Source organism: Nocardioides sp. Z22_16, assembly GCF_058134365.1.
Map to the genome: position 1 here is coordinate 673,010 of NZ_JBYTTI010000001.1, position 19,740 is coordinate 692,749.

General features: G+C 72.6%; 18 protein-coding genes. 7 read left to right on the top strand and 11 right to left on the bottom strand.

Translation table 11 applies throughout. The features are described 5' to 3' along the window. The first annotated feature begins 71 nt into the window (after positions 1 to 71). A complete protein-coding gene (locus AC3X7R_RS03250; protein ID WP_489964121.1) occupies positions 72 to 677 on the top strand; it encodes a TetR/AcrR family transcriptional regulator in 606 nt (201 codons plus the stop codon). A gap of 6 nt (positions 678 to 683) precedes the next feature. Here the strand turns inward: AC3X7R_RS03250 and AC3X7R_RS03255 are convergent, their stop codons facing one another. Next, entirely contained in the window at positions 684 to 2,174 is a 1,491-nt protein-coding gene (locus tag AC3X7R_RS03255; RefSeq protein WP_489964122.1) for a high affinity choline transporter 1, read from the bottom strand. Between the two features lie 195 nt (positions 2,175 to 2,369). Between AC3X7R_RS03255 and AC3X7R_RS03260 the strand changes: the two genes are divergently transcribed. Together AC3X7R_RS03260 and AC3X7R_RS03265 are read left to right on the top strand one after the other, a co-directional pair. Continuing rightward, a complete protein-coding gene (locus AC3X7R_RS03260) occupies positions 2,370 to 3,251 on the top strand; it encodes an MBL fold metallo-hydrolase (RefSeq protein WP_489964123.1) in 882 nt (293 codons plus the stop codon). Then, on the top strand, positions 3,248 to 3,829 hold the full coding sequence (locus AC3X7R_RS03265) for a TetR/AcrR family transcriptional regulator (RefSeq protein ID WP_489964124.1): 582 nt from the start codon (positions 3,248 to 3,250) through the stop codon (positions 3,827 to 3,829). Before AC3X7R_RS03260 ends, AC3X7R_RS03265 begins: the two co-directional genes overlap by 4 nt. Before the next feature lie 13 nt (positions 3,830 to 3,842). Here the strand turns inward: AC3X7R_RS03265 and AC3X7R_RS03270 are convergent, their stop codons facing one another. The 10 genes from AC3X7R_RS03270 to AC3X7R_RS03315 form a co-directional block, all read right to left on the bottom strand. Beyond that, positions 3,843 to 5,090, bottom strand: a complete 1,248-nt coding sequence (locus AC3X7R_RS03270; protein WP_489964125.1) for an MDR family MFS transporter — start codon at positions 5,088 to 5,090, stop codon at positions 3,843 to 3,845. Continuing rightward, entirely contained in the window at positions 5,087 to 5,668 is a 582-nt protein-coding gene (locus AC3X7R_RS03275; RefSeq protein WP_489964126.1) for a cysteine hydrolase family protein, read from the bottom strand. Before AC3X7R_RS03275 ends, AC3X7R_RS03270 begins: the two co-directional genes overlap by 4 nt. Next, positions 5,665 to 6,396 (bottom strand): cysteine hydrolase family protein, encoded by a 732-nt coding sequence (locus AC3X7R_RS03280; protein WP_489964127.1) that lies wholly within the window; start codon positions 6,394 to 6,396, stop codon positions 5,665 to 5,667. Before AC3X7R_RS03280 ends, AC3X7R_RS03275 begins: the two co-directional genes overlap by 4 nt. A 69-nt stretch (positions 6,397 to 6,465) precedes the next feature. Then, complete coding sequence (locus AC3X7R_RS03285; protein ID WP_489964128.1) at positions 6,466 to 7,461, bottom strand: ABC transporter permease; 996 nt, start codon at positions 7,459 to 7,461, stop codon at positions 6,466 to 6,468. 4 nt (positions 7,462 to 7,465) lie between these two features. Then, the gene (locus AC3X7R_RS03290) at positions 7,466 to 8,380 is read right to left on the bottom strand and encodes an ABC transporter permease (protein WP_489964129.1); all 915 of its coding nucleotides are present in this window, start codon (positions 8,378 to 8,380) and stop codon (positions 7,466 to 7,468) included. After that, the gene (locus AC3X7R_RS03295) at positions 8,364 to 10,085 is read right to left on the bottom strand and encodes an ATP-binding cassette domain-containing protein (RefSeq protein ID WP_489964130.1); all 1,722 of its coding nucleotides are present in this window, start codon (positions 10,083 to 10,085) and stop codon (positions 8,364 to 8,366) included. Before AC3X7R_RS03295 ends, AC3X7R_RS03290 begins: the two co-directional genes overlap by 17 nt. A gap of 4 nt (positions 10,086 to 10,089) precedes the next feature. Beyond that, the gene (locus AC3X7R_RS03300) at positions 10,090 to 11,661 is read right to left on the bottom strand and encodes an ABC transporter substrate-binding protein (protein WP_489964131.1); all 1,572 of its coding nucleotides are present in this window, start codon (positions 11,659 to 11,661) and stop codon (positions 10,090 to 10,092) included. A 110-nt stretch (positions 11,662 to 11,771) separates the two neighbouring features. Then, on the bottom strand, positions 11,772 to 12,401 hold the full coding sequence (locus AC3X7R_RS03305; RefSeq protein WP_489964132.1) for a cysteine hydrolase family protein: 630 nt from the start codon (positions 12,399 to 12,401) through the stop codon (positions 11,772 to 11,774). 46 nt (positions 12,402 to 12,447) lie between these two features. After that, entirely contained in the window at positions 12,448 to 13,095 is a 648-nt protein-coding gene (locus AC3X7R_RS03310) for an antibiotic biosynthesis monooxygenase (RefSeq protein ID WP_489964133.1), read from the bottom strand. 71 nt (positions 13,096 to 13,166) lie between these two features. After that, positions 13,167 to 14,630: an FAD-dependent oxidoreductase gene (locus AC3X7R_RS03315; protein ID WP_489964134.1), complete on the bottom strand. Its 1,464-nt coding sequence runs from the start codon at positions 14,628 to 14,630 to the stop codon at positions 13,167 to 13,169. A 28-nt stretch (positions 14,631 to 14,658) separates the two neighbouring features. Here AC3X7R_RS03315 and AC3X7R_RS03320 point away from each other — a divergent pair, with 28 nt between their 5' ends. Genes AC3X7R_RS03320 through AC3X7R_RS03335 form a run of 4 tightly spaced genes read left to right on the top strand, consistent with a single transcriptional unit; the run spans position 14,659 to position 19,740 of the window. Continuing rightward, entirely contained in the window at positions 14,659 to 15,849 is a 1,191-nt protein-coding gene (locus AC3X7R_RS03320; RefSeq protein ID WP_489964135.1) for a CaiB/BaiF CoA transferase family protein, read from the top strand. A 29-nt stretch (positions 15,850 to 15,878) separates the two neighbouring features. Continuing rightward, positions 15,879 to 16,787 carry a cyclase family protein gene (locus AC3X7R_RS03325; RefSeq protein ID WP_489964136.1) on the top strand — a complete coding sequence of 303 codons (909 nt, stop codon included), beginning with the start codon at positions 15,879 to 15,881 and terminating at the stop codon, positions 16,785 to 16,787. Then, complete coding sequence (locus AC3X7R_RS03330) at positions 16,784 to 18,271, top strand: MmgE/PrpD family protein (RefSeq protein ID WP_489964137.1); 1,488 nt, start codon at positions 16,784 to 16,786, stop codon at positions 18,269 to 18,271. Before AC3X7R_RS03325 ends, AC3X7R_RS03330 begins: the two co-directional genes overlap by 4 nt. Further along, positions 18,268 to 19,740 carry a dihydroorotase gene (locus AC3X7R_RS03335; protein ID WP_489964138.1) on the top strand — a complete coding sequence of 491 codons (1,473 nt, stop codon included), beginning with the start codon at positions 18,268 to 18,270 and terminating at the stop codon, positions 19,738 to 19,740. Before AC3X7R_RS03330 ends, AC3X7R_RS03335 begins: the two co-directional genes overlap by 4 nt.

Here is a 19,740-nt window from a genome sequence, read left to right on the forward strand (position 1 = left end):
ACTTCCCGTCTCGACGAGGTGAACGCCGTGTAAAGAACGGCCCGGCGGCGCGTGCTGGGTAGGGTCCGGGCATGGCAACCCGTGGCCGCCCTCGGAGCAACGGCCCGTCCACCTCCGGACTGAGCACCGAGGAGGAGATCCTGTCCGCGGCTGCCCGGCTCTTCTGCAGCGAGGGGTACGGCGGTACCAGCACCTACCGGATCGCCGAGGCGGCGGGCCTCTCCCAGGCCACGATGTACCACTACTTCCGGGGCAAGCACGAGATCCTCCTCGTCCTCCTGCTGCGCACGGTCCGACCCTCCCGGGAGCTCGCCGCCACGCTCGCCACCGGCGACGCGGACCCGGCCGAGCGCCTGCGCAGGCTGTGCGCGTACGACGCCGGTCTGCTGGCGACCAGCCCGGAGAACCTCGGCGTCCTCTACCTGCTTCCCGAGCTCGGGGACGAGCGGTTCGCCCCCTTCCACGCCGAGCGCCAGGCCCTCTTCGACAGCTACGTCGACCTGGTCGCCGGCTGCCGGGGAGTCGGCCGCGAGGAGGCGCTGCCCACCGCCGAGCTGGTCTTCGCCCTCGTGGAGAGCGTCGTCATGCAGCGCCGGCGGACCGACGCCGCGGGACTTCCGGGCGACCTCCCCGACCGGATCGCGGAGGCCGCCCTGATGCTGGTCGCCGCCGGCTGACCCCGCTCAGACCGCGTCGGGTTCAGGGACCCGGGTCCGGTCGAGGGTGCGCAGGTCGTGCTCCTCCGCGTGGTGACCCGTGGTGAACAGGGAGGCGACCACGAAGGCACCGATCCCGACCGCCGCCGCCAGCAGGGTCGCCCAGCCGTCGAAGGCCGCGGTGAAGGTGTCGTTGGGCAGGTGGAGGAGGTCGTTGTCGAAGCCGTAGAGGGTCGGCGTCATCACCAGGAAGAAGAGCCGGACCACCAGGCCCGCCCCGGCGCCCACGAGCGCCCCCGTGACGGTGGCGCCCCGCCAGAAGAGGCCCAGCACGAAGGGGGCGATCAGACAGGCGAGCATCAGGTCGAAGGCGAGGGTCAGCAGGATCCCGGTCTGGCTCACCCGCAGGGCCAGCAGCGCCCCGACGACCACGACCGGCACCATCGCCGCACGGGTCCAGCGCAGCAGCGGGTCGGCGTGGCCCGGCGCCACCTCCCGGCGCACCCCGAAGAGGTTGCGCACGGCGACCGCGCTGGTGGCGAGGATCGCCCCCGACGCGGTGGAGAAGGATGCCGCGACCACGCCGGAGAGCACCAGGACCGCCAGCAGGGCCGGGGCGTGGCCGTCGAGCAGCTGGTAGATCACCGGCCCCTCGTCGGCGGTGATGCCGAGCTTGTCCACCCCGCTCAGGGCGATCAACGACCACACGGTGCCGATCACCGCGGTCGTGCCGGCACCGATGAAGCAGGCCTTCTGGGCCACCTCCGGGGTGCGGGCGGCGAAGATCCGCTGCATGAAGTCGATGGCGACCAGGTCGCCGATGCCCAGCGAGACCAGGGTGGCCCAGTTGATCGCGGCGCCCTGCCCCGGGTCGGTGAGCTGACCGAGGTCGAACGGTCCCATGCCCTCGGGCACGGAGAGGCCGAACGTGGAGGTGAACCAGACCAGCAGGACCACGGTCGCGGTCAGGGTCAGCGCCGCCTGGATGACCGAGGTGTAGACGTCGGAGAAGAGCCCGCCGCCGACCGTGTAGCCGAGGATCAGGAGCACCGCCAGCACCACCCCGACGGCGTACGAGAGCCCGGTGAAGTACTCGACCAGGAACCCCATCGCCACCAGGTTGCCGGCGAGGAGGATGGTGAACGAGCCGATCATCAGCACCGAGGCGCAGACCTCGACCCGGCGGTCGTACCGGCGGGCGAAGAAGTCACCCAGGGTGAGCAGGCCCATCCGGTTCATCGGCTTGGCCAGGAAGAGCCCGGCGAGCAGCAGGCAGATCGCCAGGCCCAGGGCGAGCGAGGCGCCGGCCCAGAACCCCGCGGTGGCGGAGGTGTCGGTGTTGCCGATGGTGGCGTTGCTGTCCACCGCCGCGGTGGTCAGGGCGACCGCGACCAGCGGCAGCCCGAGCTGGCGCCCGGCCACGAGGTAGTTGGCGCTGTCGCCGTCGACCTTCCGCGCCACGGCGATGCCGACGGCGAGGACCAGGAGGACGGTCAGGCCGATTCCGGTGATGATCATGGCTGCTCCTGGGACGTCGGCTTTCTGTCGATCGACAGAAAGTGCCTCCCATTTGGCTCCCGGAGGATTTCGGCGATCGGCCCCGCGTCGAACAGCCCGGTAAATTCCTGCTCACTCCCCCGGTCCGGCGGAGAGGAAACACGGACGACACATCAGCGACCCACCACCGCGCCTATCCGCTGATAGGAATGGGACATGTACGGATACGACACCGGGTTCCACGAGGTCGCCGACCGGGTCTGGCTGGCGCGCTACGAGTGGTACGACGTCAACATCACCGTGGTCGGCGGCGACGAGGGCCTGCTGATGATCGACACGCACTCCTCCGACCGGGCCGCCCGCGGCGTGGTGCAGGACCTGCGGCGCGCCGGCCTGGGCGAGGTCGTGGCCGTGGTCAACACCCACGAGCACTTCGACCACACCTTCGGCAACACCGCGCTGCGCGACCTCTACGGCCCGGTGCCGATCTACGCGACCGCCGTGGCCGCTGCCAACACGCTCCCCTCCGCGGCCCGGTTCAAGAAGAGCCTCGAGCTCTCGCCGGTCTCGGGGGCGTCGGGGACCACCGGCGCCGACCCCAGGACCCCCGAGGTGCTGGCCACCGAGGTGACCGTCGCCGACCACGCGTTCGAGGGGCGCACCGAGGTCGACCTGGGCGGCCGCACGGTGACGCTGCGCCACCCCGGACGAGGACACACCGCGGGCGACCTGGTGGTCACCGTGCCTGACGCCGACCTGGTCCAGGTCGGCGACCTGCTCGAGCAGACCGCGCCGCCCGTCTACTCCGAGGACAGCTACCCGCTGGACTGGCCCGGGACCATCGACCGGGTGCTGGCCGGGGTCGGGCCCGGCACCTGCGTGCTCCCCGGCCACGGGCTCCCCGTCGGGCGGGAGTGGGTCCAGGCACAGCGCGACGACCTGCGGCAGGTGGCCGACACCCTCCGCGGCCTGGTCGCCGACGGGGTGCCCCAGGAGCGGGCCGCGACGGCGGGACGCTGGCCGTGGCCGGTGGACGACTGGCGGTTCGCCGGGGCGATCGCGCGCGGCTACGCCCAGGCTCGCGGCGAGCTCCCGTGACCGACCAGACCCCGGCCCGCGGCGGCCGGCAGCGGATCATCGACGTGGCGACCGAGCTCTTCGTCCTCCAGGGATACGCCCGGACGACCACGCGGGACATCGCCCGGGCCGCCGGGATCAAGCAGCCCTCCCTCTACGCCCACTTCTCGGTCAAGTCCGACATCCTGGTCGAGGTGCTCCAACAGACCCTGCGCCCGACCGTCGAGAGCGCCCGGGCGCTGCTGGACGACGACGCCCTCACCGCCCACGAGCGGCTCGCCGTCCTGGTCGACTTCGACGTCCGCGGGCTCTGCGGACCGGCGTTCAACATCGGGCTGCTCGGCTACATGCCGGACGTGCGCGACGAGGTCGGCGACACCCTGCTGGGTGCCGGCAGCGACTTCCGGCGTACCTACGGACGGCTCGTCGGGGACGCCCTGGCGGAGTCAGGGCGGTCTCGCGACGACGCCTCCGCGGTGACCGACGTCGTGCTGACCCTGATCGAGGGCGTGCTCCTGCGCCGGGTCAACGAGCCCGACCTCGACGGGGCGACGGTGGCCGCGCAGACCTGTGACGCCGTGCTGCGCATCGTCGGCTGAGCAGTCGGGACGGTCACGCGGTGACGGTGTACGCCGCCCGTGCGGCGGTCCGGCCGGCGCTCTCCCGCTCGGTCCGGGCCTGGCGGCTGAGCACCAGGGTCAGCCCGGTCAGGAAGAGCACGACCAGGCAGGAGAGCCACAGTCCTTGCGGTCCGAGCGCGGCGAGCGCGAGCCCGCCGAGCAGCGCGGCGAACGTGCGGCCGACGGTCCAGGTCATGCCGTAGAAGCCCTGGTAGGTGGCCAGCAGCCGGGCCGGCGCCAGGTCGGCCACCACGGTGGCGGCGACGGGGAAGACCCCCAGCTCGCCCAGGCTCCACAGGACGACGGCGACCGCGTAGTGCCACCACTCGGTCGCCACCACCTGGACGGCGTACCCCGCCATCGTGAGCGCGACCGCCCAGCTCAGCGCCGTCGTCTTGGTGACCCGTTCCAGCACCCGCACCAGCGGCATCTGGAAGGCGCAGAGCAGCACGCCGTTGAGGCTGAGCAGCACCCCGTACTGGGAGATCGAGTAGCCCTCCTGGCTCATCACGATCGGCAGCGTGACCGTGCCCTGGATGTAGACCACCATGTAGGCGGTCATGGTGGCGGTGAAGAGCAGGAAGACCCGGTCACGCAGGACCACCGCGTAGGCGCCGCGCAGGCTGATCCGCTGCGCTGCGGCGGGCCGGGCGTCCCCCCGGAGCGCCCACACGAGCACCCCGAGCACCACCAGCAGCAGCACCGCCTCCAGGTAGAAGACGACCACGAACGAGTACCCCGCGAGCCAGCTCGCGAGCAGCGGGCCGGCGGCGAACCCGGCGTTCATCGCCCAGACGTAGAGGCTGTAGGCGCGCTCGCGCTGGTGCGGCGCGACCCGCTCGGTGACCAGCGAGCTCAGCGCCGGGCTGCCGAGGTGCGAGGCGAACCCGTAGGCGAGCAGGACCACGGAGAGCATCCCGACGTCCAGCGCCTGCGCCAGCACGACCAGCAGCGCCGCGGAGGAGAGCTGCCCGACGGCGATGACGCCGAGCCGGCCGAAGCGGTCGGCGAGGTAGCCCCCGCCCAGGCTGGCCGCCACCCCGCCGAGCCCGTAGGTCGCGGTGACGAGCCCGATGGTCATCGCGTCGAGGTGGCGCTCGCCGCTCAGCCAGGTCGCCAGCAGCGGTGCGACGAACCGGCCCATCGAGAGGACCAGGACGCCGGACCACACCGCCCAGAAGGCCCGGGGCAGCGGCTCACGGAGCGGCCGGCCCGGGCCTTCGGCGGTCGACAGGGTCACGCGGGCACGGGCACCGAGGCGACCCACTCCATGACCTCGTCGGAGGTCACCAGCGCCTTGCGCTGGAGGTAGTCCATCATCTTGAGCGCGTCGTCGTGGGCCGGCTTGCTCGACCCGGCGACCACGTCGGTGACGACGTTGATGAAGAAGTCGCGCTGGTGGGCGTCCACGGCGGTGTAGAGCACGCAGACGTCGGTGAAGCCGCCGATCAGGATGAGGCTGTCGACCCCGTAGGACTTGAGCACGAGGTCGAGCTCGGTGGCGAAGAACGCCGAGTAGCGGCGCTTCTGGATGTGGAACTCCTCCGGCCTCGGCTCGAGCCCGTGGGCGATCACGTTGTTGGGGTCGTTCTCCAGGCAGTGCGGCCCCTCGGAGCCGTCGAGCTCGCGGCCGATGTCGGCCAGGTGCGGCTTGTGCACCTCCTGGATCCAGACCACGGGGACGTCGGCGGCGCGGCAGGCGTCGACCATCGCGATCGCCTTGTCGAGCTGCTCCTTGTCGTAGGTGCAGAAGTCGCCGCTCAGGTCACCGCCCTGGAAGTCGACGACGACGAGTGCGGTGCGGCCCTGGATGTTCATGCGATCTCCTTGGCGATCTCAGCGGTGCTGGCGGGGGTGCTGGCGGGGGTGCTGGCGGGGGTGCTGGCGGGGGTGCTGGGGGCGACGGTCTCGAGCCAGTCGTAGACGGCCTGGCTGGTGACCAGGGAGTCGCGCTGGAGGTACTTCATGGAGCGCAGCGCCGCCTCGTGCAGCTCCTCGCCGGAGCCGACGACGAGGTCGGTGATGGTGCGGAAGTGGTAGTCGTACTGGTGCGCGTCGACGGCGGTGTAGTGCACGCAGACGTCGGTCATCCCCCCGATCAGGACCACGGTCTGCGCCTGGTAGCCGCGCAGCACCAGGTCGAGCTCGCTGCCGAAGAAGGCGCTGTAGCGGCGCTTGCGGATCAGGTACTCCTCGGGCCGCGGGTCCAGGCCGGGGTGCAGCTCGGTGCGCGGGTCGCCCTCGACGCAGTGCACGCCCTCGGCGCCGTCCAGCTCGCGGCCGATGTCGACCAGGGAGGGCTTGTGCACCTCCTGGATGAAGACGACGGGCACGTCCTTGGCGCGGAACGCGTCGACCAGCTCGACGGCTCGCCGGTTGCGGTCCTCGCGGTCGGGCATGAACCCCTGTCCGGGCTCGGCGGGGACGAACGGGTTCTCCCCGCCGCCCTGGATGTCGACGACGACGAGCACCACGTTGCCGACGGGCTTGAGGTCCTCCGCCGGTGTCCAGTCGGTCACGGGTCGGATCACGGGTTGGGTCGTCATGGCAGGTCTCCTTGGTGTGCGAGGCGGAAAGGGTGAGAGGAGTGCGTGGGAGCAGGCGCGGCGGACCGGTCAGCGGAGCCGGACCCGGGGGTCGATCGCTCCCTGGGCGAGGTCGACCAGGGTGTTGATGACCACGTAGAAGGCGCCGAGCACCAGGGCGATCGTGGCGACCGAGTTGGTGTCGGAGGCGTTGATGGCGCGGACCAGGTACTGGCCCAGCCCGTTCCAGGAGAAGATCTGCTCGACCACGACCAGGCTGGAGAGCATCATCCCGATCTGCACGCCCAGCAGGCTCATGGCCGGGCTCACCGAGTTGCGAAGCGCGTGCCGACGCAGGAGCTGGCCCTCGGTCTCCCCCAGGGCGCGGGCGGTCCGGGCGTAGCCGGACCCCATCGCGGTGCCGAGGCCGTCGGCGAGCACCCTGGCCAGGGCCACGCCCGGGCCGAGCGCCGCTGCGACCGCCGGGATGAGCAGGTGGGCCACCGCGTCCAGCGCGTACGCCGGGTTCCCGGTGAGCAGCCCGTCCAGCACGTAGAGGCCGGTCAGGCCCTCGCTGGGCCCGTACGACGTCCGCCCCGAGACGGGAAGCCAGTCCAGCTGGGCGAAGAAGAGCAGCACCCCGCAGGTGGCGACCAGGAACGAGGGCGCGCTGGCCGCGCTGTAGAGGACGAACCGGAGGACGCCCGCCAGCCGGCCGCCCAGCGTGTAGACCCTGGCCAGCAGGACGCCGATGACCACCGAGAGCAGGATCGCCCACACGGCGAGCTCCAGGGTCGCCGGGACTCGGGACGCCAGCTCGTCGGCCACGCTGCGCCGGGTGCTGAGGCTGAGCCCGAAGTCGCCGGTGAGCAACCGGGTCAGGTAGTCCCAGTACTGCACCAGGATCGACCGGTCCAGCCCGAGCTCGGCGCGCATCTCGGCGACCGCGTCGGCCGACGCGTTGGCGCCCAGGTAGGCCCGCACCGGGTCGCCGCCGCCGAAGCGGCTGACCACGAAGACCAGGACGGAGAGGGAGAGCAGCACGGCGACCAGCGAGCCGAGCCGGGAGAGGGTGAACCGGAGCATGGCCTCAGGCCCCCTTCGAGCGCAGGACGCCGCGCAGGCCGTCGCCCACGTAGTTGAAGACCAGGGCCAGCACGCCGACGGCGAGGCCGGGCATGATCGGGATCCACCAGGCGTTCAGGATGTAGTCGAGACCGGCGGAGGCCATCAGCCCCAGCTCGGGCGTGGGTGCCGGCGAGCCGAGCCCGACGAAGGCCAGCGAGGCCAGGACCATGATCACCGCGCCGATGTCCAGGCTCGCGGTGATCAGGACCGTCGGCAGGACCGTGGGCACCACGTGCCGGCGCAGCAGCCGCCAGCCGGAGGTGCCGTTGATCCGGGCGGCCTCCACGTGCAGGCTGGTGGCGACCCGGCGGACCTCGCCGCGCACCACCCGGGCGTAGAGCGGCCACCAGACGAGGGTGATGCCGATCATCGAGGAGGAGAGCGAGGGTCCGAGCCCGGCCACGATCGCCATCGCCACGATGGTCGCGGGGAAGGCGAGGAAGAGGTCGGTGACCCGCATCAGCAGTCCGTCGATCCAGCCGCCGTGGTAGCCGGCGACCGTGCCGACCACCAGGCCGACGAGGGCGGCGACGGCGGTCACCACCACGGCGGCGTACAGGCTGGTCCGTGCGCCCTCGAGGACGCGGGTGAGGATGTCGAACCCGAGGTTGTCGGTGCCCAGCAGGTGACCCGAGGTCAGGGGCGCCAGGTAGGGCGCGCCCGCCGGGACGGTCGACCCGTACGGCGAGAGCCACGGCCCCAGGACCGCGGAGAGGACGACCAGGCCCAGCACCGCGAACGAGACCCGTTCGGCGGTGACCCGCCGGGTGCCTGCGGCGCGGGGTGCCCCGCCGAGCCGTCCGGGGAGGAGCAGGGCACGGCGGGGGGTCGCCGGGACCGCGTCGGGCGCGGGAAGGGTGTCAGGCGAGGACCGCATCGAGGAGCCTCCTGCCGTAGTCGCTGGTCATGGTGTCGGTGAGCTGCTCGGCGGGCACCCGCTCGACGATCCGGCCCGCCGAGATGACGTCGACGCGGTCGGCGATCACCCGGGCGGCGGCCAGGTCGTGGGTGACGAAGAGCATCGGCAGCCCGAGGTCGTGCCGGAGCAGGTTGAGCAGGTTGAGCACGCCGGCCGCGACCGAGACGTCCAGGGCGCTGGTCGGCTCGTCGCAGAGCAGCAGCGCCGGAGGGACGACCACGGCCCGCGCGATCGCGACCCGCTGCCGCTGGCCTCCGGACAGCTGGCCCGGCCGGCGGTCGAGCACCTCGGCCGGGAGCGCGACCCGCTCCAGGGCCAGGCGGACCCGGTCCTCCTTCGCCCCACGGTCGAGCCGGCTGTGCGAGGGCGAGTTGCCGAGGCGCTCCAGGAGCAGGGCCCGTACCGTCATCCAGGGCGTGAGCGACGACCCGGCGTCCTGGAAGACGACCTGGACGCCCTCGCCGCGGTTGCGGTCGACGACCACGTCGCCGTCGTCGGCCGTGTCCAGCCCCGCGGCGATCCGCAGGATGGTGGACTTGCCCGAGCCGGACTCCCCCACCAGGGCGACGCTCTCGCGGGTGCCGATGCTCAGGTCGACCCCGTGCAGCACCTCCTTGCGCCGCCGCCGGCCGACGCCGCCGGTAGCGAAGGACTTCGTCACCTGCACCATCTCCAGTGCGGGCCGGCGCGGCCGGTCGGCCGGCGCCGCGAAGTCGGCCCAGGTGAGCCGTCCAGCCTGCCAGTGCTGCTCGACCTCGGCGACCGGAAGCCGGCCGGTCTCGGCCATCGCAGCCACCACCGTCGGCTCCGGCACCCCGATGGGACGGCTCCGGTCCGTGGTCAGGGTGAGCCGGGAGGAGACCAGCCGCCGGGTGTAGTCGGCGCGCGGGGCGTCGAAGACCTGGTCGGCCGTCCCGTGCTCCACCACACGGCCGCGCCGGAGCACCGTGACCTCCTGGCACATCGCCCGGGCGACGCCGAGGTCGTGGGTGACGAAGAGGACCCCGCAGCCCAGGTCGGCCCGCTCCCGGGTGAGCAGCTTGAGGATCTCCGCCTGGACGCTCACGTCGAGGGCCGTGGTCGGCTCGTCGGCCACCAGGAGCGCCGGCCGGCGGGCCAGGGCCAGCGCGATCATCACCCGCTGCCGCATCCCCCCGGAGAGCTGGTGCGGATAGCTCCCCAGCACCGCCGCGGGGTCCCGGATCTCGACCTCCTCGAGCCACCGCAGGCTCTCCGCGCGGTCCCCGGTGACCAGTCCGAGCATCCGCCCGATGGTCATCATCGGGTCCAGCGAGGACATCGGGTCCTGGAAGACCGTGGTCACCTGCTGCCCGCGCACCGCGCCCCAGCCCGCCTCCGCGGACGGGTCCAGCGTCTGCCCGAGCACCGTGACGGTGCCGGTCGTGCTCACGCCGGGCTCGCGGGTCAGCAGTCCCTGGACCGCCGCGGCGATCGTGCTCTTGCCCGAGCCGCTCTCGCCGACCAGGCCCAGGCACTGCCCCGGCTCGATCGCGAGCGACACGTCGTCGACCGCGACGGTGGAGGTAGCGGTGCCGCGCCCCCGGTAGCGGACGGTGAGACCGTCCACCGAGAGCACGGCCGTGCCGGCCGGTAGGCCTGTCGACGTCGCCGCGGGTGCCGCGACGGGTGAGGTGGCGGGCATGGCGTCACTCCTCCGGGTGGAGCAGGTTCAGCTCGAGGACGCCGGTCACCACCGGGTGGGTGGCGTCGGCGACCCCCTGCACCTCGGGCTGGGCGACGACCGTGCCGAGCATCGTGCCGACCGAGTACCAGTAGCCCGATCGGCTGACCATCGAGGCCGCCTCGGCGTAGGCGTCCATGTCGTAGGTCTCCACCGCGCTCGCCAGCGTGTCCGCCAGGCCCGGCACGTCCGCGCCGAAGAGGTCCAGGCCGCCCGACGGGGTGTAGAAGACGAAGCCCCAGGCGTCCGGGTGGGCGGTGTCGGGGTAGCCGGTGAAGAAGGTCATGTCGGGCGCCTCGGCGCCCTTCTCCAGCACGGAGTAGTAGGTGCCGGCCGCGAAGCCGACGCTCTCCGCGCGGATCCCGGCGGTGTTGAGGACGGCGGCCAGGTTGTCGCTCAGCGCCTTCGCCGCCGGGGTCGACTCGGGGTAGGCGATCCGGATCGTCCGGCCCTCCAGGGCCCCCTCGGCCAGCCGCTCCAGGGCACCCGGGTCCTCCGGGATCTGCTGCTGGTTGAGCTCGCTGGGCACCAGGCCCTGCGGGAACACCTCGGTGGTCGGCTCGCCGGTCTCGCCGAGCGCGGCGTCGGTGACCGCCGGGAAGTCGATCCCGCCGAGGAACGCGGTCCGGGTCTTCTGGTCGCTGAGGGCGGGGCTCTTCGGGTTCACGAAGAGCGTCGGGGTCTGCATGGTGCGGTAGGTGTAGGTCTCCAGGGCGTCGTCCTCGCTCATCGCGCCGAAGGTCGGGGCGTCGGTGTAGCCGATCAGCCCGTCGAGCTCGTCGTTCTCCAGCTTGAGCTGGATGGTGGACATGCTGGAGATGACGTCGAAGCGGACCTTCTCGTAGCCGGGCTTCTCGCCCCAGTAGTCCTCGTAGGCGTCGAGCTCGTAGGAGACGCCCTGCTCGAACGTGCCGTAGGTGTAGGGGCCGGTGCCCGCCTCGTTGGTGTCGAACCAGTCCTCGCCCTTGGCGGTGACCGGGTGCTCGGCCAGCGCCTCCGGGCTGATCATCTTGGGACCGAAGGGCGAGGCGAGCAGGTCGAGGAACGAGGAGTTGGGGGCCTCCAGCGTGATCACCACCTCGTGCTCGGAGGGGGTCTCGACCTCCGTGACCCCGGCGACCATGTACGACGGTCCCTCCCCGACCTCGGTCCGTCGCTCGAACGAGGCCTGCACGGCCGAGGAGTCGAACGGGGTGCCGTCGTGGAAGGTGACTCCCTCGCGGAGCTTGAGGGTGAAGACCGTGTTCTCCTCGTTGGCCGACCACTCGGTGGCGAGCTTGCCGGCGAGCTCCGGCTCGGCCTTGCCGGGCACGTAGGCCAGCAGGCCCTCGTAGGCGTTGTTCACCAGGTTGAGCTCGGTGCCGTCGTACGCGGTGTCCGGGTCGGGCGTGGGGATGTCGCCCAGCAGGGCGAGGTTGAGCACGGTGTCGGCCGAGCCCGAGGTCGAGCCCGGGGTGGACCCGCTGCCGCAGGCGGTGAGGGAGGCAGTGGCGAGGGCGGAGACGGCGAGGAGCGAGAAGCGCGTGCTGAGAGTCATGGCGGGGACTTTCTCGACGAAGGGGTGGGGCCGGACCGACCGGTCGCGAAGAGCCGGTCGAGGGGAGGCAGAGGGCGCCCGCGTCGTTGCGGGCGCGTGCCGGGGACTGGTCAGCCGAGAGTTCCGAGCCAGTCGTGGACCGCCTGGCGAGGCACCAGGGCGTCGCGTTGCAGGTACGTGATCGCCCGCAGGGCCGCGTCGTGACGCTCCTGGGAGGAGCCGAGGACCAGGTCGGTCACGGTGCGGACGTGGTAGTCGCGCTGGTGCGCGTCGACCGCGGTGTAGTGGATGCAGACGTCGGTCATCCCGCCGACCAGGACCACGGTCTGCGCCTGGTAGCCGCGCAGCACGAGGTCGAGCTCGGTGCCGAAGAAGGCGCTGTAGCGCCGCTTGCGGATCAGGTACTCCTCCGGCCGGGGGTCCAGGCCGGGGTGCAGCTCGGTGCCGGGGGCGCCCTCGACGCAGTGCACGCCCTCCGCGCCGTCCAGCTCCCGGCCGATGTCGACCAGGGAGGGCTTGTGCACCTCCTGGATGAAGACGACGGGCACGTCCTTGGCGCGGAACGCGGCCACCAGCTCCACGATGCCGGCGTTGCGGTCCAGCCGGCCGGCCATGTAGCCCATCCCGGTGGAGAGGGCGTCGGGGTCGCCCCCACCCTGGACGTCGACCACCACGAGCACGACGCGGCCCACCGGCCGCAGCTCGGCGGCGGGGGTGATGTCGGTGACCTGGCTCGGCATGGCGACTCCTCAGAAGGGGGACAGCCAGGAACCTATCGACCGATAGTTACGCTCCCGTCGCTCCCGCGTTACGTCTGGAAGTCGCCGTGTTTCGGCGGGCTTCATCCCGCCGTCCCCCCGGCTGCAGGAACCACTGCATCTTCCGGGTCGCCCACGGCATGAAGACGTAGGTCATCAGCGGGGTCATCACGCTGATGATCACCAGCACCCGCGGCACCAGCGGCCAGTCGGGGATCAGGTGGGAGGCGGCCCAGTTGGTGCCGAGGCTGAGCGGGAAGAAGACCAGGAAGATCACGATCATCTGCTTCCACCGGGGCGGGGCCGGCGGCGGAGGCGCCTGGCCGACGACCTCGGTGGTGGTGGGCTCGTCGAACCAGCCCTCGATCCCGGTACGTCGCTCCATCCGGCTCTGCTCGACCTTGCCGGCCGCCGCGTCGAGCCACCACCGGCGCTGCGGCGACGACTCCCACGCCTCGAGCGAGGCGGCGTCGGCGAAGCGGTAGAGCATGTGCCACTCGGTGGAGTCCTCCGCGGGCCGGACCCAGCCGGTGCCGAGGAAGCCGGGGAACCGCTGCGCCAGGGTGTCGCCCGCCTGGAGCCAGGCGTGCATCTCGGCCTCGTGGTCGGGGGCGACGTGCCGGGTCACCGCGACGGTGACGGCGTCGGTGGCGCTGCGGTGGGCGGGGGCTGACATGACGCCATTGTCGACCGCGGGGACGCCCCGGAGAAAACCGGCGGCGCAGGCGGTGACGGGGCGCGTTCGGCTCAGCGGGCGCGGCCGCCGACCCCGGCCCGGTCGCGCGCCAGCCTGGCACCCAGCAGGCGGCCCAGCGTCAGGGCGGGGGTGAGCAGCATCCCGGAGCAGAAGCTGTTGCCGCAGGTGGCGCCCGCGCCGATCACCTCGCCGACGGCGTAGAGATCCCCGATCACCTCCCCGGCGTCGTCGCGCACCGCGCAGTCGGAGTCGATGTCGAGGCCCTGGAAGGTGACCAGGGTGATGGCGTGGTTGCGCAGCGCGTAGAACGGGCCGCGGGCGATCGGCGCCGGCAGGTGGGTCCGGCCGTGCTCGGGGTCGGTCCCGGCGGCCACGGCCTCGTTGTAGGCGCGCACCGTGGCGCAGAGACCCTCGGGGTCGATGCCGGCGAGCGAGGCCAGCTCGCGCAGGTCGGCGGCGGCGTGCACCCCGGGCCGGGTGTTGGCCATCGCACGCACCTCGTCCGGCTCCTTGCCCACCACGATCTGGAGCTCGCCGGTGGCGGCGTCGAGGGCCGCGTCGTCGAAGACCGTCCAGAAGGTCTGGTCGGGCACCCCGGTCAGCGCCCGCTCCTTCTCGTCGATGGACGGCTCGTCCTCGGCGACCCAGCGCCGGCCCGTGCGGTCGACGTAGATCTCCCACGGCGGCCGCTCGCTGGTCAGCCGCTGCCGGTCGTGCCAGTTGGCCCGGCCCGGGGTGACCGGGTCCGGCAGGCCGCCGAAGGTGGGCAGGTAGGTGCCCGCTCCCTGCAGCGCCGCCCCCACCGCGAGACCGAGGTGCAGCCCGTCCCCGGTCGAGGTCCGCGCCGCCGCGGAGACGAGGGGGGCGCCCTCGAGCTCGGCGAAGAGCTCCGGGTCCGCGCCGTACCCGCCGGTGGCCAGCACCACGGCCCCGGCGCGCACCTCGGTCTCCTCGCCGCCGCGCTGCACGCGCGCCCCGGTGACGGCGTCCCGCCCGTCACCGTCACCGTCACCGTCGCCGACGAGCAGCTCGGTCACCATCGCCCCGGTCCAGACCTCGAGGTCCGCGTCGGCCCGTACCCGCTCGAGCTCCTCCTGGAGGACGGTCAGGATCGAGAGGCCCTCGTCGACCCCGTAGACGGTCCGTGGGATGCGGTAGGGCTCGTGCCCGTAGACGATCCGCGGGGTCTCGGCGGCGAAGGCGAAGCCGCGCCCGGCCAGCCACTCCAGGGTCTGCGGGGCGTGCTCGGTGACGATCCCCACCAGGTCCGCCCGCGCGGTGCCGCCGCTGATCCGCATCACGTCGGCGCGGTGCGACGCCGGCGAGTCCTCGATGCCGCGCTCGGCCTGCCGGGCCGTCCCGCCGGCCGCGAGGTGACCCCCGCTGAGGTGGAGGGTGCCGCCGAGCCGGGTGTCCTTCTCCACCAGCAGCACGCGCGCACCACCGCGCGCGGCCTCGATGCCGCAGGCGAGCCCGGCGGCCCCTGCTCCGACGACGAGCACGTCAACCCTCATGGTCGTAGATGATATATGATCCTTCGCCATGGGACCCCTCGCCGGAGTGCGCGTGCTCGACGCCTCCACCATCCTCGCCGGCCCGCTGGCCTGCCAGGTCCTGGGTGACTTCGGGGCAGACGTCATCAAGATCGAGCACCCCGTCGCCGGTGACGGGATGCGCGGGCACGGGCCGGCCAAGGACGGCGTCCCGATCTGGTGGAAGGAGGTCTCGCGCAACAAGCGCACGATCGGCCTGAGCCTCAAGGAGCCGGACGGTGCCGACATCTTCCGCGCCCTGGCCGCCCAGGCCGACGTGGTCGTGGAGAACTTCCGTCCGGGCACCCTGGAACGGTGGGGACTGGGACCCGACGTCCTGCACGCGGTCAACCCCGGGCTCGTCCTCCTCCGGATCACCGGCTTCGGCCAGGTCGGCCCCTATGCCTCGCGCGCCGGCTTCGGCACCCTCGCCGAGGCGATGAGCGGCTTCGCCCACCTCACCGGCCCGGCGGACGGACCCCCGACCCTGCCGGCGTTCGGCCTCGCCGACTCGATCGCCGGCATCGCCGCCTCCTCCGCCGTCTCGATGGCGCTCTACGCCCGCGAGCGCAACGGCGGCCAGGGCCAGGTCATCGACCTCAACCTGCTCGACCCGATCATGGCGGCTGTCGGCCCGGGTCCCTCGATCTACCAGCAGACCGGCGAGGTCGGGATGCGGCACGGCAACCGCTCCACCAACAACGCCCCCCGCAACGCCTACCGCACCGGGGACGACCACTGGGTGGCGATCTCCACCAGCGCCCAGGCCATCGCCGAGCGGGTGATGCGCCTGGTCGGACACCCCGAGGTGATCGCCGAGCCGTGGTTCGCCACCGGCCACTCGCGCGCCGCGCACGCCGACGAGCTCGACGAGATGGTGGGCTCCTGGATCGCCGCCCGGAGCCGGGACGAGGTCGTCGCGGCGTTCACCGAGGCGGGTGCGGCGATCGCGCCCATCTACTCCGCCCGCGACCTCGTCGAGGACCCGCACGTCCGCGAGACCCGGATGCTCGTCGAGGTCGAGGACGACGACCTCGGGCCGGTGCTGCAGCACAACGTCATGTGGCGGATGTCCCGGACGCCGGGAGAGATCCAGTTCACCGGCCGGGCGCTCGGCCAGGACACCGATGAGGTGCTCGGTGCCCTGGGGCTCGAGGAGCAGGAGCTGAAGCACCTCCGCGACCGCCACGTGATCGCCTGACCCATCCACCCAGACGAGGACGCAGCACGATGACATCCAGGACCCCCAGGACGACCAGGACCCCCAGGACCCCCGGGACCTCGGGCCCCGGCACTCGACCCGGTCCGGCCGGCCACCCCACCACCGAGCTGCTCCTCGACGCCGTGCGCGCCGGGCTGGAGGTGCACGACCTCGGCCGCACCCTCACCGTCGGGATGCCCCAGTCCCCCAACCACCCGGCGTACTGGCACGCGATGCCGCGCCGCCACGGCGACATGGTGCGGGCCGACGGCGGGTCCGCCGCCAACGACATGATCTCCATGGGGACCCACGTGGGGACCCACGTCGACGCGCTGGCGCACGTCTCGCAGGACGGCCGGCTCTACGGGGACGTGGACGCCGCCACGGCCCAGGTGGGCGGCCGGTTCGTGGAGCACGGCGCCCACACCATCGCCCCGATGGTGCGGCGCGGCCTCCTGCTCGACGTGCCCGCCGCGCTCGGCGTCGAGCGGCTGGACCCCGGCCGGGAGATCACCGTCGAGGACCTCGAGCTGACCCTGGAGCGACAGCGCACCGAGATCCGCACGGGCGACGTCGTGCTGGTGCGCTCGGGGTGGGGCCAGCACTTCGACAGCGGCGACGGCGACGCCTACCGCGGCCTGTCGACCGGCGTCCCGGGCGTCTCGGAGGCGGGAGCCACCTTCCTGGCCGAGTTCGGCATCCACGCCACCGGCGCGGACACCATCGCCTACGAGCAGCTCGCGCCCGGCGCCGGCCACGGCCTGCTCCCCGCCCACCGGGTGCTGCTGGTGGAGAGCGGGATCTACATCATCGAGGCCCTCGACCTCGAGGGCCTCGCGGCGGCGGCCGCCCACGAGTTCCTCTTCGTGATGTCGCCGCTGAAGTTCTTCGGCGCCACCGGCTCCCCCGTCCGCCCCCTCGCCGTGGTGGGCGGATGAGCGCCTACACGCCCGTCCCCGGGGCGCGCCCGGCGGGCAACCCGACGGGCGAGGCGCAGGGGGGGCCCACGCTCGCCCAGCAGCTCGCCTCGTTCGCGGCGCACACCGCACGCCACGGCGTCCCCGAGGCGGTGGCCGCCTCGGTCGGCCAGCGCACGCTCGACGTGCTGGGGCTCTGCGTGGCAGCCCACCGGCTGCCCACGTCGGCCGCCGCCCTCGACCACGTGCTCGACCAGGGCGGCCGCCCGGTCGCCACCGTGGTGGGCGAGCCGACACGGGTCCCGGCCGCGCTGGCGGCGTTCGCCAACGGCGTGCTCGCCCACTCCCTGGACTACGACGACACCCACCTGCCCTCGGTGCTGCACCCCAGCGCCTCGGTGGTCCCCGCCGCACTCGCCGCCGCCGAGCACGCCGGCGTCCCGGGCGAGGTGGCGGTCCGCGCGATCGCGGCCGGCATCGAGGTGGCGGTCCGGCTCGGGATGGCCGGCTACGACGCCGCGCTGGGCAACTCCGTCTACTTCGAGCACGGCCAGCACGCCACCTCGATCACCGGCGCGATGGGCTCCGCGGTCGCGGCCGCGATCGCCTACGGCCTGGACGAGCGAGGGATCGCCGACGCCCTCGGGCTGACCGCCTCGATGGCGTCGGGCGTGATCGAGGCGAACCGCACCGGCGGCACCGTCAAGCGCCTCCACTGCGGGCTCGCGGCGCAGGCCGGGGTCACCGCCGCCCAGCTGGTCAGCCGGGGGTTCACCGGTCCGCCGACCGTGCTGGAGGGCCGGTTCGGCTTCTTCGAGGCCTGGCTGCACGGACAGTTCTTCCCGGAGGCGGTGACCGAGGGGCTGGGCACCGACTGGTCGGTGCCGGGCATCTTCTTCAAGCCCTACCCGGCCAACCACTTCACCCACACCACCGTCGACGCCGGCCGGGCCTTCCGCGAGCGGGGGGTCACCGCGGAGCGCGTGGCGACGGTGGTCGTCGGCGTGGCCGGGGCGACCGTGCGCACCATCGGTGAGCCGATCGAGGTCAAGCGGGCCCCCGAGACCGGCTACCAGGCGCAGTTCTCCGGCCCGTACGCCTTCGCGGCAGGGCTGCTCGGCGGCGGCGGCCTCGGCACCAGCCTCGACGACTACTCCGACGCCCTCGCCCAGGACCCGGTCCGCCGCGCCCTGATGGCGAAGGTCGACGTGGTGCCCGACGAGCGGTGCGACGCGATCTACCCGTTCCAGTTCCCCGCCGTGGTCACCCTGACCACCACCGACGGCGACGTCCTCGTCGAGGAGGTGCTCACCAACCGAGGCGGGCCCGCCCGTCCGCTCACCGACGACGAGCTCGCCACCAAGTTCCGCGACAACATCGCGGGACGCCTGTCCCCCGAGGCCGCCGACTCCGTGCGCGACGACGTCCTCTCCCTGCACACCGCGACCGACCTGGCCGCCGTGCTGAAGCCCCTGTCCACCTTCACCCCAGGAGAGTCCCCGTGACCGAGTTCGACGTCCTCCTCACCCACGTGGCCGCGGTGCTGCCCGGCCACGACGAGCCGCAGCAGGTCGACCTCGCCGTCAAGGACGGCAGGTTCGTCCGGATCGAGGCCGGGATCGACCCGTCGCTCGCCGCGACCGTGGTCGACTGCGGCGGCAAGGTCGCCTTCCCGGGCGTCGTCGACGCCCACCAGCACTGGGGCATCTACAACCCGTTGCCCGACGACGTGACCAGCGAGTCGCGCGCCTGCGCCCAGGGTGGCGTCACCACGTCGCTCTCCTACATGCGCACCGGGCAGTACTACCTCAACAAGGGCGGCTCGTACGCCGACTTCTTCCCCGAGGTGCTCGCCCTGACCGAGGGCCGGGCGCTGGTCGACTACGCCTACCACCTGGCACCGATGAGCCGGGAGCACATCGACGAGATCGGGTCGCTGGTCACCGACCACGGGGTGACGTCGTTCAAGGTCTTCATGTTCTACGGCAGCCACGGGCTGCACGGGCGCAGCACCGACCAGTCGCAGTTCCTGATGACCCCCGAGGGCGAGCGGTACGACTACGCCCACTTCGAGTTCGTGATGCGCGGGATCCAGAAGGCGCGCGAGGAGAACCCGGAGATCGCGGACCAGATCTCGCTCTCGCTGCACTGCGAGACGGCCGAGATCATGTCCGCCTACACCAAGATGGTCGAGGAGGACGGGACCCTGACCGGGCTCCCCGCCTACAGCGCCTCGCGGCCGCCGCACTCGGAGGGACTGGCGGTCACCATCGCGTCGTACCTCGCGCACGAGACCGAGCTGCCCACGATCAACCTGCTCCACCTGACCTCGCGCAAGGCCGTCGAGGCCGCCCTGACCATGGCCGCGGCGTTCCCGCACATCGACTTCCGCCGCGAAGTGACCGTCGGCCACCTCCTCGCCGACTGCGACACCGCACACGGTGTGGGCGGCAAGGTCAACCCGCCGCTGCGCCCCCGGGAGGACGTGGAGGCGCTGTGGGGCTACCTCCTCGACGGGAAGATCGACTGGGTGGTCTCCGACCACGCCTGCTGCAAGGAGGAGCTCAAGTTCGGCGAGCCCAAGGACGACGTCTTCCTGGCCAAGTCCGGCTTCGGCGGCGCCGAGTACCTGCTGGCCGGCATGGTCAGCGAGGGCGGCCGGCGCGGGCTCTCCTACGGCCGCATCGCCGAGCTCACGGCCACCAACCCGGCCCAGCGCTACGGCCTGGGCTCGCGCAAGGGCGCGATCCGGGTCGGGCTGGACGCCGACATCGCCCTGGTCGACCCCGACTCGGCCTGGACGGTGCGCGCCGAGGAGTCGCTCTCCACCCAGGAGTACACGCCGTTCGAGGGCGCCAAGCTCACCGCCCGGGTGACCGACACCTTCCTGCGCGGCACCGCGATCATGACCGACGGCACGGTCACCGACGCCGCCCCGACCGGCAGGTTCCTGTCGCGCCCGACGGCGGGGTGA